The 1,342-nt window shown below is 36.0% G+C and carries 1 protein-coding gene and 2 tRNA genes; all 3 read right to left on the bottom strand.

Annotated features, from left to right (window positions below):
- Positions 1–238 precede the first annotated feature (238 nt).
- Entirely contained in the window at positions 239–721 is a 483-nt protein-coding gene (locus tag E5983_RS09065) for a sigma-70 family RNA polymerase sigma factor (RefSeq protein WP_160333494.1), read from the bottom strand.
- A gap of 300 nt (positions 722–1,021) precedes the next feature.
- A tRNA-Asn gene (locus tag E5983_RS09060) sits at positions 1,022–1,095 on the bottom strand.
- A gap of 5 nt (positions 1,096–1,100) precedes the next feature.
- Positions 1,101–1,172 (bottom strand) — tRNA-Glu (locus E5983_RS09055).
- Positions 1,173–1,342: the final 170 nt, after the last annotated feature.

Raw genomic sequence — 1,342 nt, 5'->3', positions numbered from 1 at the left:
GGCACTATTACTAGTGTCCCACACATTGGTATTCGTCTTGTTCAGTTTTCAAAGGTCATGCCTCTCACGAGACAACTATCTAAGTATATCACCAGGATTAAAAAGTGTCAACACTTTTTTTAAAAAAAATAAAACTTTTTTTAAAAACATTTGTTTTGATAACCGACTGGTTTTTCAGACGAGAACTATTTTACCATATTTAGAAGGAGAGGTATACCCATTTTTTAGATTTTTTTCATTAGGACTTTCTAGGATCAAATTCTTTAAAATAATGAGCCATAGCCTTTAGCATCTTCTTTCTCCCCTTAAAAGATTGATTGCTGACAATACGCTGATAATTATCCAACTCCTTCTGGCTCAGCGTATTTTTATATTCCTGGATTTGATTCTTAAAAAGAACCAATTCATCCATATAGAGGCCAGGATCGGCTAATAAATGCCCAACCTCAGAAACTTCAACATAAGCTTTGGTGTCTAAGGTTCGTTTTTTAGCCTCCTGCATCCGGACCTTGTCAATGATATGGTTCCGGAATTTGGTTTTAAAATAAACATGTAGCTTATCGTCATCCTCTAACACAATCGGATTTTCTTCTATTAAATGATACAGAACAATCATTCCTTCTTGCTCCCAGTCACAAGTATCCCATAGGTGGAGGTAAAACTCTCGATGGCATTTCAAGACAGTTCCGCGAACTTTTTGATACGTTTTTTCAAAATCCATGATTCTTCCTTTCCTTATTATCCTAACAGACAAAATCTGGCCAAGGATCGCTCTCTCCTAAGATGTCGCTTTACTTGTCTATTCGGAAATAAAAATAAAAAAGAAGATCATTTAAGACAATAGAGCACCTCTAAAAACCCCAGTTTTTCTTCAAATTGAATCACTCAAACCTTGATAAATCAACATTTAGATTTTCAGAAATTTAGTTTTTAGAGGTGCCCAATATAATGACATTTCAGGCAAAAGAGCTTCAGTAGATTCTGAATATAAAAAAAGAATCCCTGAAGGGATTCTTAAGAACTCCGCCAGTAGGACTCGAACCTACGACATCATGATTAACAGTCATGCGCTACTACCAACTGAGCTATGGCGGAAAATATAGTCCGTACGGGATTCGAACCCGTGTTACCGCCGTGAAAAGGCGGTGTCTTAACCCCTTGACCAACGGACCATTTTTCAACACTATTTATTCTAACAAATCATCGGAAAAATAGCAAGCCCCTTTTTCAATTTTTTGGTTCTATAATAAGTTGTGTGGAAAGCTTGCTCTCCATGCAACTTTTTTTGTAATTCAGAGTGCAAAAAAAAGCAATTCCTAGTAAACTGATAAGTGAAAAAAAA

The sequence above is a fragment of the Streptococcus danieliae genome, assembly GCF_009767945.1.
GTDB lineage: Bacteria > Bacillota > Bacilli > Lactobacillales > Streptococcaceae > Streptococcus > Streptococcus danieliae.
This window is presented reverse-complemented; position numbering and strand designations above follow the sequence as displayed.